Raw genomic sequence first — 12,956 nt, forward strand, 5'->3', positions numbered from 1 at the left:
AGAGCGACCGACTCGGGCTTAGCATGCTCGTCGTGCTCGAACTGTCGGACGACCTGTTGCGGCTGGAGCCCGCTCGGATCGTCTACCTTTCACCGCTGCGGTCAGGCCCAGCTGCCGGTACCTGGGCGATCACCGTACCGCTCGTGCCGTTCTCGGCGGCAGACCGTTTCGATCCTGCGACCTTCCGCCCCGGCACTGATGGACCCGAGATCATCAAGACGGCCATCGTCGGCGAGTTCATTGATCTGCCCGGCAACGACCTGGCCGCACTGACGGGCCGCACCTTCGACTTCCCGATCAACCCGCATGCTGGCTACATCGATGCGAGCATCTGCCTGGGTGGAGGGCATAATCCGGTCGACATCACCCGCATGGAGTTCGGTTCGGCCCGTTCGCTGTACATCGACGTCGTACTGCACGTCGCGTTCGACTTCACCCAGGAAGGCGTCGAGATCGCGAACAGGTCAGCGGTCTTTCACGCTAATTTCCATTTCGAGCAGCTCGACTGACCCCAACCGAGGAACGGCATGCCAGCCGTACTCAATTCGGCAGAAGCGGATGCCTGGCACACCAGCCGTCGTGGACAGTCGGCGTCACGGTCCGTATCCGGCATGCTCAAGGTCCGTGTAACCCATCAACTGAAGTCACCGTGTAACGCTCAAGCGGAGTACGACACGTGCTGAGGAGCACGGGATGGCAACCGATGGCAGCAGCCGATGCGCCGCATCGGCGGCCGGGACGAAGGGGTCAAGCTCCGTCGGCGCAACGGCGGACGGAAGCTTGGCGACCAGTGAGCCTCGGAATGATGATCAGACGCTGGCTAGTTCATCATGATCACAAGGCGCAGATCCGGAACACCGAGCGCGAGTAACGGCGGAAGATGCCGGAAACCGACGGAAGGCGTTTCGGCAGGTCAGGGGCTGCGTTCTGGGGAGGCGTGGAAGGTCGGGAAGCCGAGGCTTTACTTCCAGCGGAAGTGCACGAAGAGCCGGCCGAAGTTCTTCGAGTCCTTCTCGACCCGGTGGTAGAGCTGCTTGACGTCCTTCTGGTCGAGGAACCGCAGCACCCGCTTCTTGAGCTGCCCGGAGCCCTTGCCGGGGATGATCTCGACGAGGGTGGCCTTCTTCGCCACCGCCTCGTCCATGATCCCGCGCAGCGCCCGGTCGATGTCGTGGCCCTTGTTGAAGATCTCGTGCAGGTCCAGCTTCAGCTTCATGCCGCGCCCACCGCCAGGTCAGCTCCCATCCCGCAATCGTAGGCGGGCCCGCGGCCGGCCTGCGGACACGCGTCGGGGCGGCCTGGCAGGGCCGCCCCGAGGATCGTGCGTCAGCGACCGAGCCCGACCCGGGTCTCCACCCGGCGCAGCGCGGTCGCGTAGTCGTCGTTGGTCGAGTGCATCGCCGCGGCGATCCGCAGGTGCCGCAGCGCGTCGGCGTGCCGGTTCAGCCGCTCCAGCGTGCGGCCCAGCACGTGGTGCGCGTAGTGGTCGCTCGGGTCCCGCTCGACCAGCTCGCGCAGCTGCTCCTCGGCCCGGTTGAGCTGGGCCGACTGGAAGTACGCGCGAGCCAGCAGCTGGCGTACCGAGGAGTTGCCGGGCTCGGCCTCCACGATCGGCTCCAGCAGCCGGGCCGCTCCGGTCGGATCACCCGCTTCGAAGAACATGGTCGCCCGCCGGTACTCCGCGAGAAGATCCATCCCGACCCACCTCCTCCTGTCGAGCCGTCTCTCGTCCGACGCTGGCACAACACCGGCCGCGCCGCGAGTGTTCCTGGGCAGGAATCGCTCAGGGGGCCGGGTCGTACCGGCCGTCGACCAGCTCCCACGCCCGGACACCGCCCACGATTCCGGCCGTGTTCGGGACGACCACGACATCCTCGCCCATTCTGGCCAGTTGCTCCGGTCGGATCAGCCGGGAGTTACCCCCGCCCAGGTAGAGCCGGTCCCAGCGGAACACCGGGCGCAGCCCCTCCACCACCTGCCGGATCCGGCGGGACCAGAACGCGTCGCCGAGCCGGCGCCGCTCCGGCTCCCCGACGTACGTGTCGTAGGTGGTGCCCCAGCGCACCGGCGCGTGCGACAGCTCCAGGTGCGGGGCGAGCCGCCCGCCGTCGAACAGCGCGCTGCCCAGCCCGGTGCCGAGGGTCAGCACCAGCTCGCAGCCGGTACCGGCGACCACCCCGGCCCCGTGCACCTCGGCGTCGTTGAGCACCAGCGCCGGCGCCCCGAAGGCGTCGCCGAGCGCGCTGCGGACGTCGTACCCGGACCACTCGGCGACCAGGTCCGGGTCGACCCGGCTGCGCGGCCCGGAACGGGTCACGTAGTGCGGGGTGGCCACCACCACGCCGTGCCGGATCATGCCGGGCATCCCGACGGTCACCCGGTCCGCCGCGGGCAGCCGGGCGCCGAGTTCCACCAGCGTCTTGACGAAGAGTGCCGGCGGCAGGGGGTACGGCGTCGGCACCCGCAGCGGCCGGGCGCGCATCGTGCCGGCGCCATCCAGCACGCTCGCCTTGATCCCGCCACCGCCGCAGTCGATCGCCAGTGTGGTCACCACGGGAGTGAGTCTGCCTCGCGTCCCGGGGCCGCGTACTGCGGGTCGCCCGATCCGGCGGGCGCGGCGGCGACGGTACGCTCGGCTCCTCATGAGCGCCACGCTGATCGTCAAGGACCTCGCCGCCGGGCACGGTGACCGGCTGCTCTTCTCCGACCTGGAGCTGGTGGTCGCCCCCGGCGACGTGGTCGGGCTGGTCGGGGTCAACGGGGCCGGCAAATCCACCCTGCTGCGCACCCTGGCCGGGCTGCTGCCGGTGGAGCTGGGCAGCGTGTCGCTGAACCCGCCGACCGCCACCGTCGGCTACCTGCCGCAGGAGCCCGAGCGCCGGCCGGGCGAGGCCGTCCGCGACTTCCTGGCCCGGCGCACCGGGGTCACCGCGGCGCAGGCCGCGCTGGACGCGGCCACCGAGGCGCTGACCGCGGGCGGGCCCGGCGCGGACGACGCGTACGCGGACGCGCTGGAGCGCTGGCTCGGTCTCGGCGGCGCGGACCTGGAGGAGCGCGCGGAGCAGGTCGCCGCGGAGCTGGGGCTGACCGTCGACCTGGACCACCCGATGACCGCCCTCTCCGGCGGCCAGGCGGCCCGGGCCGGGCTGGCGTCGCTGCTGCTCAGCCGGTACGACGTCTTTCTGCTCGACGAGCCCACCAACGACCTGGACCTGGCCGGTCTGGAACGGCTGGAGCGGTTCGTCACCGGGTTGCGCGCCGGCACGGTGCTGGTCAGCCACGACCGTGAGTTCCTGACCCGGACGGTGACCCGGGTGCTGGAGCTGGACCTCATCCAGCAGCAGGTCCGGCACTTCGGCGGCGGGTACGCGGCGTACCTGGAGGAGCGGGAGGTGGCCCGCCGGCACGCCCGCGCCGACTACGAGGAATACGCCGACACCCGCGCGGCGCTGGAGGCCCGGGCCCGCACCCAGCGCGCCTGGATGGAGAAGGGCGTGAAGAACGCCCGGCGCAAGGCCACCGACAACGACAAGATCGGCCGCAAGTTCCGGGCCGAGGCGACCGAGAAGCAGGCGGCGAAGGCGAAGCAGACCGAGCGGCTGATCGAGCGCCTGGACGCGGTCGAGGAGCCGCGGCGGGAGTGGGAGCTGCGGATGGAGATCGCCGCCGCGCCCCGCGCCGGCGCGGTGGTGGCCTCGCTGCGCGGCGCCGTCGTCCGCCGGGGCGGCTTCACCCTCGGCCCGGTGGACCTCCAGATCGACTGGGCGGACCGGGTGGCGATCACCGGGGCGAACGGCTCCGGCAAGAGCACCCTGCTCGCCGCGCTGCTGGGCCGGCTGCCGCTGGACGCCGGGCACGCCGCGCTCGGCCCGGGCGTGGTGGTCGGCGAGGTCGACCAGGCCCGGGGGCTCTTCCTCGGCGACCAACCCCTGGTGGACGCGTTCGGTGCCGCCGTACCCGAGCTGACCCCGGCGGACGTGCGGACGCTGCTGGCCAAGTTCGGCCTGCGCGCGGAGCACGTGCTGCGGCCGGCGGCGACCCTCTCCCCCGGCGAGCGGACCCGGGCGGCGCTGGCGCTGTTGCAGGGGCGCGGGGTCAACCTGCTGGTGCTCGACGAGCCGACCAACCACCTGGACCTGCCGGCGATCGAGCAGCTGGAGTCGGCGCTGGCCAACTACCCGGGGACGCTGCTGCTGGTGACCCACGACCGGCGGATGCTGGACGCGGTGAGCGTCAACCGGCGGCTGCGGGTGGACGCCGGACGGATCGCCGAGGATTGATCCGTGCCGACCGGCGCGCGGCGGGTGAGAATGACCCCATGCTCAAGTGGGAGTACGCGCTGCTGGTGCGGCGACGTCAGGCGGCCACCAACGACACCGGCTGGGAGGTCGTCTTCGTCTGGTACGGCCCGGACGGCTCGATGGTCGACGTCACGCCGTACGGCGACACCGCGCTGGCCCACCTGAACCGGGCCGGCGACCAGGGCTGGGAGCTGGTGGCGATGAGCGAGGACCCGTCGCTGCCCGGCAACAACGAGCTGCACCGCTACCACCTCAAGCGGCCGAAGGCGAGCGCGGCGCCACGCCAGCGGGTGCGGGGCGGCGGCCGGTCCGCCCGGCGCACCATTTCCGGCTGAACCGGGCGGGCCACGCATACCGGGCGGCAATGCGGGTAACGGCCGGCGGGAGGTGGCCATGGTCGCGCTGGCTCAGACGCCGCCCTCGGCCGAGCGGCTGCGGGCGATCGACGGATTCCTCGCCGAGGCCTGGGCGGACCAGGTCCGCCACGACGAACGGCTGCGAGGGCTCGCCGTGGACGTGCGGTTCGACCGGGGGGTCGCCCACCTGACCGGTGCGGTGGCCGAGCCGGCCGAGCTGCGGATGGTCCGCGACCTGGTGGGCCGGCTGGCCGGGGTCTACGGCGTGTGGTGCCGGGTCGGCGTGGGCGGCCGGGAGCCGGTGGTGGTGGACCTGGGCTGCGGCGGCCAGAAGCAGTACCCGACCAACCTGGGGCTGGACATCTTCCCGGCATCGGGGGTGGACGCCGTGGCAGACCTGTCCGGCTCGCTGCCGCTGGCCGACGACTCGGTCGACGTCTTCTTCGCGGTGCACATCCTGGAGCACCTGATCGACTTCCTGCCGCTGGTGGACGAGTGTCACCGGGTACTGCGTCCGGGCGGCGTGCTGCACGTGATGAGCCCCTGGTGGGGGCACGTCAACGCGGTGGCCGACCCGACCCACGTACGCCTGCTCGACGTGCAGACGATCAAGGGCATCTGCGGGCAACGGCCGCCGGGCACCCCGCGCTGGTACCCCCTGCACGCCGGCTGCGACGGCGCCTCGATCTTCGCCGACCTCACCCCCCTCCCGGCCAGCGAGCCCCCACCCTCCCCCTCCCACCTGGCCCGCTTCTTCGCCTGACCCCCGCCCCACGCCCGTTGATCATGAAGTTATTGCCGCGACACGCCGCCGGGGCGGGCAATAACCTCATGATCAACGAAGACCAGCGAGAGGTGGGGTGGGTCAGTGGGAGTCGGTGCTTTCGCGGGGGGTGAGGCGGTAGGGGGCGGTGAGGTCGCGGGGCGGGGTCTCGCGGTCGCCGTCGACGCGGGCGGCCAGCATCTCGACCGCGAGGCGGCCGATGCGCTCCTTGTCGGGGGCGATGGTGGTGAGGGTGGGCACGCTGAAGCGGCCGTCCTCGATGTCGTCGAAGCCGGCCACCGCGACGTCCTCGGGCACCCGCAGGCCGGCCTCGTGCAGGGCGCGTAGGGCGCCGAGGGCGAGGGTGTCGTTGAAGCAGAAGACGGCGTCGGGGCGTACCCCGGTGGCGAGCAGGTGGCGGACGGCGGCGGCGCCGTCCGCGCGGTGCCAGGCCGGCGCGGGCGCCACCAGGGCCTCGTCGTAGGCGATGCCGGCGTCGGCGAGCGCGGCGGCGTAGCCGGCCAGGCGCAGCCGGGCGCTGGCGCCCTCGGGGGTGCGCTGCGACCCGACGGCGGCGATCCGGCGGCGGCCGAGGCCGACGAGGTGGGCGGTGATCTCCCGGGCAGCGGCCACGTTGTCGATGCCGACGTGGTCGGCCGGGCCGTGGTCCACCCGCTCGCCGAGCAGCACCATCGGCGTGCCGTCGAGGCCGGCGAGGTCCTCGGCGGTGAGCGCCAGCGGGCTGAGGATCAGACCGTCGATCATGTGGTCGCCGATGCCGGCGGCGGCGACCCGCTCGCGCTCGGCCCCACCGCCGGTCTGGTCGATCAGCACGGTCCACCCGCGTTCGGCGGCGGCGGTGACGACGTGCCGGGCCAGTTCCGCGAAGTACGGGATGTCCAGCTCCGGCACGGCCAGCGCGATCACGCCCGTACGCCCCTTGCGCAGGTTGCGGGCGGAGAGGTTGGGCCGGTAGTTCAGCTCGGCGATCGCCTCCTCGACCCGGGCCCGGGTGTCCGGCCGGACGTGCAGGTAGCCGTTGACCACGTTCGAGACCGTCTTGACCGACACGCCGGCCCGCTCGGCCACGTCCTTGAGCCTGTGTCGCACGATCTCATCCCTCCCCGGGGTCGTCGTCCCCGGACTCTATCGCGCGCCGCCCTCTTTACAACGTTGCTTACAACGTTGTAGAAACCTGTGGTACGGGGTGACGGCAGTCACCCCGGGTACGACAAGGAAAGGTGGCACCCCTTGCGCAACGCCCGGCTGACGATCGATCCGGCCTTCGCGATCGGCCCCGCTGACCGGCGGCTCTTCGGCTCTTTCGTCGAGCACATGGGGCGCTGCGTCTACGGCGGGGTCTACGAGCCCGGCCACCCCACCGCCGACTCGCGCGGCCTGCGCGGCGACGTGCTCTCGCTCACCCGCGAGCTGGGCGTCTCCGTGGTCCGCTACCCCGGCGGCAACTTCGTCTCCGGGTACCGCTGGGAGGACGGCGTCGGCCCGGTCGGCGACCGCCCGCGCCGGCTCGACCTGGCCTGGAAGACCATCGAGACCAACGCCTTCGGGCTGGACGAGTTCATGACCTGGGCCGCCGAGGCCGCCGTCGAGCCGATGATGGCCGTTAACCTGGGCACCCGGGGCGTGCAGGAGGCCTGCGACCTGCTGGAGTACGCCAACCACCCGGGCGGCACCCAGCTGTCGGACCTGCGCCGCAAGCACGGCGCCGAGGAGCCGTACGGGGTGCGGCTCTGGTGCCTCGGCAACGAGCTGGACGGCCCGTGGCAGGTCGGCCACAAGACCGCCGACGAGTACGGCCGGCTCGCCGCCGAGACCGCCCGGGCGATGAAGATGATCGACCCCTCGATCAGCCTGGTCGCCTGCGGCAGCTCCAACCGGCGGATGCCCACCTACGCCTCCTGGGAGGCGACGGTGCTGGAGCACACCTACGAACACGTCGACTACATCTCCGCGCACACCTACTACGACCCGTCCGACGGCGACCAGGCCAGCATCCTGGCCTCGGCGGTGGACATGGACAACTTCATCCGCGAGGTGGTCGCCACCGCCGACCACGTGGCCGCCAAGCAGCGGCACCGGCGCAAGCTCAAGGTCTCCTTCGACGAGTGGAACGTCTGGTACGAGTCCCGGCTCAAGGCCGACCTGGACCGGCGCGGCTGGGTCGAGGCGCCCGCACTGATCGAGGACGACTTCACCGCGGTCGACGCGGTGGTCGTCGGTGACCTGCTGATCACCCTGCTCCGGCACGCCGACCGGGTCGGCGTCGCCTGCCAGGCGCAGCTGGCCAACGTGATCGCCCCGATCCGCACCCGCACCGGCGGGCCGGCCTGGCGGCAGAGCATCTTCCACCCGTTCGCCCTCACCGCCCGGTACGCCCGGGGGACGGTGCTGCGCACCGAGCCGGTCACGCCGGACTACGAGACGAAGCGGTTCGGCGCGGTGCCGGTGCTGGACACCGTGGCGGTGCACGACGAGGAGTCCGGCGAGCTGACCGTCTTCGCCGTCAACCGGGGCTCCGACGATCTCCCGCTCGACCTCGACCTGCGCGGCCTGCCCGGCCTGCGCGGAGTCGAGCACCTGAGTCTCGCCGCCGGGGACGACCCGGAGGCGATCAACACCGAGGCCGAGCCCGACCGGGTGACGCCTCGCGCACTGCCCACCCCCACCCCCGACGGCGGTCGCTGCACCGTACGCCTGCCGGCGGTTTCCTGGAACGTGCTGCGTTTCGCGTCGCGGCCCTGACCAGGGAATACTTCACCCCGTCCCCCAAGGAGAAACCCGCATGATGCAGAACGAAATGAGCCGGCGGCGGCTGCTCGGTCTCGGCGTGGGTCTCGGCGCGGCCGCGTCGCTGACCCTCGCCGGTTGCGGCGGCGGCAGCGCCAGCAAGTCGACCGCGACCGGCAACGGTGGCAAGGAGTACACCGGCCCCAAGGTCTCGCTGAACCTGTGGAACGGCTTCACCGGCGGTGACGGCGACATCTTCAAGAAGCTGGTCGAGCAGTTCAACGCCGAGCACCAGAACATCGCGATCGCGGTGAACACCTACCGGTGGGACGACTACTACAGCAAGCTCCCCGGTGCGGTCTCCAGCGGCTCGGGCCCGGACATCGCGGTCATGCACATGGACCAGCTGGCCACCTTCGCCGCCCGCGGCGTGATCACCGAGCTGGACGACGTGGCCAAGGCGCTGGAGCTCAGCGAGGGTGACTTCGCGCCGACCGTCTGGAAGGGCGGCCTCTACAACAACAAGCGGTACGGCATCCCGCTGGACATGCACCCGCTCGGCTTCTACTACAACAAGGCCGTGATGCAGAAGGCCGGCCTGGACCCGAACAAGCCGCCGACCACCCGTGACGAGTTCACCGCCGCGCTGACCGAGCTGAAGAAGTCCGGCGTGCAGGGCTTCTGGATCAGCCCGTTCCAGTTCACCGGCGGCATGACGTTCTACTCGCTGCTGCACCAGTGGGGCGGCACCCTCTTCGACGCCGAGGTCACCAAGGCCACCTTCAACTCCGACCCGGCGATCGAGGCGTGCACCTGGCTGGTGGACCTGATCAAGCAGGGGCACTCGCCGTCGAACGTCGGCCAGGACGGCGACTACCTCGCCCTCAAGAGCGGCAAGAACGCCTTCAACTTCAACGGCATCTGGCAGATCAACGACATCGCCAAGGACCCGAGCGCGCAGATCGGCGTCGCCGAGCTGCCGCAGATCGGCAGCCAGAAGGCCGCCTGGGCGAACTCGCACAACTTCACCATCGTCAAGCAGCGCAGCGCCGACAACAACAAGATCTCCGGCGCGAAGGTGTTCATCAACTGGCTCAGCGAGCACTCGCTGGACTGGGCGAAGGGCGGTCAGGTCCCGGCCCGCAAGGAGGTCCGGGAGGGTGCCGAGTTCAAGGCCATCCCGAACGTCGCCACCCTCGCCCCGGAGCTGGACTACGCGGCCTTCCCGCCGGCGGTTCCCGGGCTGGGCGAGGTGGTCACCACCTTCTACACCTCCTTCAACGAGGCCGTGCTGGGCAAGAAGTCGCCCAAGCAGGCCCTCGACGACGGCGCGGCCAAGGCGACCAAGCAGCTGGAGGACAACCGCAAGAAGTACGGGAGCTGATTTCCCGTGGCGGACGTGATCGAGGTCGGGGCGGCGCGCAAGGACGCGCCGCCCCCGGCGGGCGGGAAGAACCGCCGGGGCGCGACGGAGCGGGGCAGCCGCGCGACCCCGTACCTCTTCCTCGCGCCGTACCTGCTGCTCTTCCTGGCGTTCGGGCTGCTGCCGATCCTCTTCGGCGTCTGGCTGAGCGTCCACCAGTGGGACCTCCAACTGCCCAACCGGCCCTTCGTCGGGCTAACCAACTACCGTGACCTCTTCGACAGCGAGTCGGCCATCTACGGCGACTGGTGGTCCAGCGTCCGGGCCACCACGATCTTCACGGTCTTCTCGGTGCCGCTGCTGGTGGTCGTACCGCTGGGGCTGGCGCTGCTGCTCAACCGGTCGTTCCCGGGGCGGACGTTCTTCCGGGCGCTCTACTTCGCGCCGTACGTGCTCGGGGTGGCGGTGATCGGCCTGCTCTGGCGCTTCCTGCTCGACGCCAACCTGGGCCTGCTCAACCGGCTGCTCGGCGCGGTCGGCCTGCCGTCGGACACCCCGTGGGTGACCGACGTGCCGTGGGCCTGGGTATCGCTGGTCGGGGTCACCGTCTGGTGGACCTCCGGGTTCAACGCGGTGATCTACCTGGCCGGCCTGCAGGACATCTCGCCGGAGCTCTACGAGGCGGCGAGGATGGACGGGGCGAACGCCTGGGACCGGTTCCGCAACGTCACCCTGCCCGGGCTGCGCCCGGTCATGCTCTTCGTGCTGACCACCACGATCCTCGCCTCGGCGAACGTCTTCGGGCAGTCGTTCCTGATCACCCAGGGCGCCCCGGGCCAGCAGACCCGCACCGTGGTCTGGCGGATCGTCGACGAGGGGCTGCGGGACAACGACGCCGGCCGGGCCGCCGCGATGAGCATCGTCTTCGCGCTGGCGCTCACGGTGATCAGCATCGTCAACTTCCGGTTCTTCCGGTACCGGGAAGACTGAGGGGCCGACCATGACGACTCTCCGCCGCTTCACGCGCTACGCGGTCCTGGTGCTGCTGGCCCTGGTCTTCCTGACCCCGTTGTTCTGGATGGCGATCACCTCGGTGAAGACCTACGGCGACGCCCAGAAGATCCCGCCGAGCTTCGTGCCCCACCCGTTCTCCACCTACGGCTACGAGCAGATCCTCGGCAACACCTCGAACCCGGTGTTGCGCTGGTTCGTCAACAGCATGCTGGCGGCCACCCTGCACGCGCTGCTGGTGCTGGTCACCGCCTCGATGGCCGCGTACGCGCTGGCCCGGCTCCGGTTCCGCGGCCGGGCGGTCAGCTTCGCGCTGATCATCGGGACCCTGTTCATCCCGCCCACCTCGCTGATCATCCCGAACTTCGTGATCGCCGACCGGCTCGGCTGGCTGGACACCCTGACCGTGGTGATCGTGCCCGGCGCGGCCAGCGCGTTCGGGGTGTTCTTCCTGCGGCAGTTCTTCCTCAGCATCCCCGCCGAGCTGGAGGAGGCGGCGGTGCTGGACGGCGCCAACCACTGGCAGATCTTCACGCAGGTGCTGCTGCCGCTCTCCAAGCCGGCCCTGGCCACGCTGGCGGTGCTGTCGTTCCTCACCAACTGGAACGACTTCCTCTGGCCGATCTACGTCCTGTTCAGCCCGGAGCGGCTGACCCTGCCGGCGGGCCTGGGCCTGCTCCAGGGCGCCTATGTCAGCGACTACCCGGTGATCATGGCCGGGGCGGTGCTGGCCAGCGTGCCGGTGCTGATCCTCTTCGTGGCGGCCCAGCGGCACATCATCCAGGGCGTTTCGCGCAGCGGCCTGAAGGGATGAGCGCCGGGCACACCCGGCTACGCGGTGCGGCGGCGGTCCTCGCCGCCGCACTGCTCGTCGCTGGCTGCGGCGAGAACGGTGCGGACGACCCAACGAGTACGCGGAGCGACCCGAGCATGTTCACCAACCCCGTGGTACGCGCCGACGCCCCCGACCCGCAGGTGATGCGGGCCGGCGACGCCTGGTGGCTGTTCCACACCAACAGCGGCGGCCGCAACGTGCCGGTGCGGCGCTCGGCCGACCTGGTCGCCTGGAGCGAGGCCGAGGACGCCCTGCCCGAGCTGCCCGGCTGGGCGGACCCGGGAAAGACCTGGGCGCCGGAGGCGATCCAACTCGCCCCGGACCGGTTCCTGCTCTACTACACCGTCGCCGGGCGGGATTCCGGCCGGCAGTGCGTGGGGCGGGCGGTGGCCAGCAGTCCGCAGGGGCCGTACCGGGACGACTCGACCGAACCGTTCATCTGCCAGGCCGAGCTGGGCGGGGCGATCGACGCGAGCCCGTTCCGGGACACCGACGGCAGCCTATGGCTGCTCTGGAAGAACGACGGCAACGCGATCGGGGTGGACACCTGGCTCTGGTCGCAGCGCCTCTCCGACGACGGGCTGAAGCTCATCGGCGAGCCGACGAAGCTGCTGAAGCAGACCGAGCCGTGGGAGGGCACCCTGATCGAGGGTCCGTTCTTCCACCGCCACGACGGGCGGTTGTATCTCTTCTTCGCCGCCAACGCGTACGACCGGGCCACCTACGCCGAGGGCTACGCGGTCTGCGAGAGCCCGACCGGCCCCTGCGTGAAGGCCGCCGAGAACCCGATCCTGAAGACCAACCAGGTCGCCTCGGGTCCCGGCCACGCCTCGATGGTCGTCAAGGACGGCCGGACCTGGCTGGTCTACCACGCCTGGCCGCCCGGCCAGGAGGGCAGCACGGACCCCGGCCGCCAGGTCTGGCTCGACGAGGTCTCCTGGGAGAACGGCAAACCCGTCGTGAAGGGCCCCACCGCCACCCCCCAACCCCGCCCCTGACCCCCACCCCCATCCCCCCGCCCCCGTGGGCGCACTTTCACGGAAAGAGTGGCCAACTCGGCGTAGCAGAGCGCGGCGAGCAGGCGACCACCCCGGCGATGGCGAACGAGATCACCACGCCGGGCCCGGCGCTGTCCCGGGCCTCGATGCCGGTCAGCGTGAAGATGCCGGTGCCGATCACGATGCCGATGCCGAAGCCGGTGAGGTCGCGCGCGCCGAGGTGGCGCTTCAGCCCGAGCTTGCCGTCGCTCCCGTCGGCCTCGTCCTGGGCCAGCACGTCCTTGATCGGTTTGGTGCGCAGCACGGACACCGCGTTCGCCCCTTCCTTGACCGCCCCCGTGGCGGCCGGTGACCGGCGATGCTACCCAGCACAGACCCTCGCCAATCACCACTTCACGGGCCGATCGGGCGCTGACCCCGCGTGTGGGGACCGTCACGGTTCGCACGGTGGCCGGCTTGGCCACCCCCGGCGAGTTTGCCGGTATCCGGACATCCAGGTCGGACCCTTGCGCGAAGCCCACCAGGTGTGAAAATTTCCTACCAGCGGTAGATAGCCGCTGGCGAATCTTGCCACGGACGCC

The 12,956-nt window shown here is 71.0% G+C and carries 14 protein-coding genes; 9 read left to right on the forward strand and 5 right to left on the reverse strand.

The features are described from left to right. The first annotated feature begins 32 nt into the window (after window positions 1-32). Window positions 33-509 (forward strand): hypothetical protein, encoded by a 477-nt coding sequence (locus ACTMS9_RS12190; protein ID WP_441142251.1) that lies wholly within the window; start codon window positions 33-35, stop codon window positions 507-509. A 452-nt stretch (window positions 510-961) separates the two neighbouring features. On the opposite strand, the gene ACTMS9_RS12195 is transcribed toward ACTMS9_RS12190, so the two are convergent. The 3 genes from ACTMS9_RS12195 to ACTMS9_RS12205 all read right to left on the reverse strand — a co-directional run bounded on the left by ACTMS9_RS12195 (window position 962) and on the right by ACTMS9_RS12205 (window position 2,554). Beyond that, on the reverse strand, window positions 962-1,216 hold the full coding sequence (locus ACTMS9_RS12195; protein ID WP_030329768.1) for a Smr/MutS family protein: 255 nt from the start codon (window positions 1,214-1,216) through the stop codon (window positions 962-964). A gap of 110 nt (window positions 1,217-1,326) precedes the next feature. Further along, the gene (locus ACTMS9_RS12200; protein WP_280839389.1) at window positions 1,327-1,695 is read right to left on the reverse strand and encodes a tetratricopeptide repeat protein; all 369 of its coding nucleotides are present in this window, start codon (window positions 1,693-1,695) and stop codon (window positions 1,327-1,329) included. Between the two features lie 88 nt (window positions 1,696-1,783). Beyond that, window positions 1,784-2,554, reverse strand: a complete 771-nt coding sequence (locus ACTMS9_RS12205; RefSeq protein WP_441142250.1) for an ROK family protein — start codon at window positions 2,552-2,554, stop codon at window positions 1,784-1,786. 88 nt (window positions 2,555-2,642) lie between these two features. Here ACTMS9_RS12205 and ACTMS9_RS12210 point away from each other — a divergent pair, with 88 nt between their 5' ends. The 3 genes from ACTMS9_RS12210 to ACTMS9_RS12220 are packed head-to-tail and all read left to right on the forward strand — an operon-like array spanning window position 2,643 to window position 5,420. Then, entirely contained in the window at window positions 2,643-4,280 is a 1,638-nt protein-coding gene (locus ACTMS9_RS12210) for an ABC-F family ATP-binding cassette domain-containing protein (RefSeq protein WP_441142249.1), read from the forward strand. 38 nt (window positions 4,281-4,318) lie between these two features. Beyond that, a complete protein-coding gene (locus tag ACTMS9_RS12215) occupies window positions 4,319-4,636 on the forward strand; it encodes a hypothetical protein (protein ID WP_441142248.1) in 318 nt (105 codons plus the stop codon). Between the two features lie 58 nt (window positions 4,637-4,694). Further along, window positions 4,695-5,420, forward strand: a complete 726-nt coding sequence (locus ACTMS9_RS12220) for a methyltransferase domain-containing protein (protein ID WP_441142247.1) — start codon at window positions 4,695-4,697, stop codon at window positions 5,418-5,420. Between the two features lie 102 nt (window positions 5,421-5,522). Here the strand turns inward: ACTMS9_RS12220 and ACTMS9_RS12225 are convergent, their stop codons facing one another. Next, a complete protein-coding gene (locus tag ACTMS9_RS12225) occupies window positions 5,523-6,530 on the reverse strand; it encodes a LacI family DNA-binding transcriptional regulator (protein ID WP_280839394.1) in 1,008 nt (335 codons plus the stop codon). A gap of 141 nt (window positions 6,531-6,671) precedes the next feature. Here ACTMS9_RS12225 and arfA point away from each other — a divergent pair, with 141 nt between their 5' ends. The 5 genes from arfA (at window position 6,672) to ACTMS9_RS12250 (ending at window position 12,375) form a co-directional block, all read left to right on the forward strand. After that, on the forward strand, window positions 6,672-8,183 hold the full coding sequence (gene arfA, locus ACTMS9_RS12230) for an arabinosylfuranosidase ArfA (protein ID WP_441164933.1): 1,512 nt from the start codon (window positions 6,672-6,674) through the stop codon (window positions 8,181-8,183). Window positions 8,184-8,223: 40 nt separating this feature from the next. After that, a complete protein-coding gene (locus tag ACTMS9_RS12235) occupies window positions 8,224-9,552 on the forward strand; it encodes an ABC transporter substrate-binding protein (protein ID WP_441142245.1) in 1,329 nt (442 codons plus the stop codon). Window positions 9,553-9,558: 6 nt separating this feature from the next. After that, a complete protein-coding gene (locus ACTMS9_RS12240) occupies window positions 9,559-10,521 on the forward strand; it encodes a carbohydrate ABC transporter permease (RefSeq protein WP_441164934.1) in 963 nt (320 codons plus the stop codon). A gap of 10 nt (window positions 10,522-10,531) precedes the next feature. After that, entirely contained in the window at window positions 10,532-11,356 is an 825-nt protein-coding gene (locus tag ACTMS9_RS12245; RefSeq protein WP_441164935.1) for a carbohydrate ABC transporter permease, read from the forward strand. Window positions 11,357-11,472: 116 nt separating this feature from the next. Continuing rightward, entirely contained in the window at window positions 11,473-12,375 is a 903-nt protein-coding gene (locus ACTMS9_RS12250) for a glycoside hydrolase family 43 protein (protein ID WP_441164936.1), read from the forward strand. A gap of 37 nt (window positions 12,376-12,412) precedes the next feature. Here the strand turns inward: ACTMS9_RS12250 and ACTMS9_RS12255 are convergent, their stop codons facing one another. Further along, entirely contained in the window at window positions 12,413-12,685 is a 273-nt protein-coding gene (locus tag ACTMS9_RS12255) for a hypothetical protein (RefSeq protein ID WP_441164937.1), read from the reverse strand. Window positions 12,686-12,956: the final 271 nt, after the last annotated feature.

It is taken from the genome of Micromonospora sp. L31, assembly GCF_052068075.1.
GTDB classification, from domain to species: domain Bacteria; phylum Actinomycetota; class Actinomycetes; order Mycobacteriales; family Micromonosporaceae; genus Micromonospora; species Micromonospora purpureochromogenes.

What these genes read in the sequence shown, in the direction of transcription:
- ACTMS9_RS12195 (WP_030329768.1), bottom strand. Translation starts at nt 1,216, where the DNA reads ATGAAGCTGAAGCTGGACCTGCACGAGATCTTCAACAAGGGCCACGAC.
- ACTMS9_RS12200 (WP_280839389.1), bottom strand. Translation starts at nt 1,695, where the DNA reads ATGGATCTTCTCGCGGAGTACCGGCGGGCGACCATGTTCTTCGAAGCG.
- ACTMS9_RS12210 (WP_441142249.1), top strand. Translation starts at nt 2,643, where the DNA reads ATGAGCGCCACGCTGATCGTCAAGGACCTCGCCGCCGGGCACGGTGAC.
- ACTMS9_RS12215 (WP_441142248.1), top strand. Translation starts at nt 4,319, where the DNA reads ATGCTCAAGTGGGAGTACGCGCTGCTGGTGCGGCGACGTCAGGCGGCC.
- ACTMS9_RS12220 (WP_441142247.1), top strand. Translation starts at nt 4,695, where the DNA reads ATGGTCGCGCTGGCTCAGACGCCGCCCTCGGCCGAGCGGCTGCGGGCG.
- ACTMS9_RS12235 (WP_441142245.1), top strand. Translation starts at nt 8,224, where the DNA reads ATGATGCAGAACGAAATGAGCCGGCGGCGGCTGCTCGGTCTCGGCGTG.
- ACTMS9_RS12245 (WP_441164935.1), top strand. Translation starts at nt 10,532, where the DNA reads ATGACGACTCTCCGCCGCTTCACGCGCTACGCGGTCCTGGTGCTGCTG.
- ACTMS9_RS12250 (WP_441164936.1), top strand. Translation starts at nt 11,473, where the DNA reads ATGTTCACCAACCCCGTGGTACGCGCCGACGCCCCCGACCCGCAGGTG.